Origin of the sequence: Pantoea sp. Pa-EAmG, assembly GCF_030024295.1 — a bacterium.
Lineage (GTDB): Bacteria > Pseudomonadota > Gammaproteobacteria > Enterobacterales > Enterobacteriaceae > Pantoea > Pantoea dispersa.
Map to the genome: position 1 here is coordinate 1 of NZ_JASEWO010000396.1, position 751 is coordinate 751.

Below are 751 nucleotides of genomic sequence, written 5' to 3' on the forward strand. Positions count from 1 at the left end.
TTCAGGTGTTAGTGTTCTTACGGACGTGAGGGTTCAAGTCCCTCCCTTCGCACCAGGCAAAATTACGCGGTAGCGTGAAGAAGTAAAAAATCGGCGAGTAGCGCAGCTTGGTAGCGCAACTGGTTTGGGACCAGTGGGTCGGAGGTTCGAATCCTCTCTCGCCGACCATATTTAAGAAACCTGCTTGAAAAAGCAGGTTTTTTTTCGTCTGTATTTCCCGTCTTATATGTTAAGTCAGAAGGTATTCATTTGAAAATCGATTTGTCGCTATTCTGAGACGCCTATCTTATTGATATTAAACGGCCTTACGTTACCTTAAACAGTATGTCGTTCATCAGCGACAGCCGCGGACGTGATTGTTGCGAAATCACGACACTGCAGGCACCCTGCTCCATTCAATTCATCCTATCTTGCTGATTTAAAATAACTTACCTTGGTATCTGCAATTCTGGCACGCGTTATGCAATAATTATCCTGTAGATGCTCATTCCACCTCTTATGTTTGCTGATGCTACATAAACCTGGGAATGATGCAGAGCCCCTTACGGTATCCGTTGTCCAGCCTGGCAGTATTTGCGCACGCTTTACTGCAGTAAGAAGGACATTACGTTGAGTCGGATACCATCAGTTGTCTGAACGACCTGACTTTACACCTGCTTATGGCAGGTGTTTTTTTTGCGATTCTCTCAGCAACAGGCAAAAAAAAGCCGGGACAAGCCCGGCGTGCACAAAAGTAACAATCGTTAAATCA

Annotated in this window: 1 tRNA gene; it reads left to right on the forward strand. The window is 45.3% G+C overall.

Features of this window, described 5'->3' with window-relative positions:
- Positions 1-91: 91 nt before the first annotated feature.
- Positions 92-168, forward strand: a tRNA-Pro gene (locus QMM04_RS22875).
- The last annotated feature ends 583 nt before the right edge of the window (positions 169-751 follow it).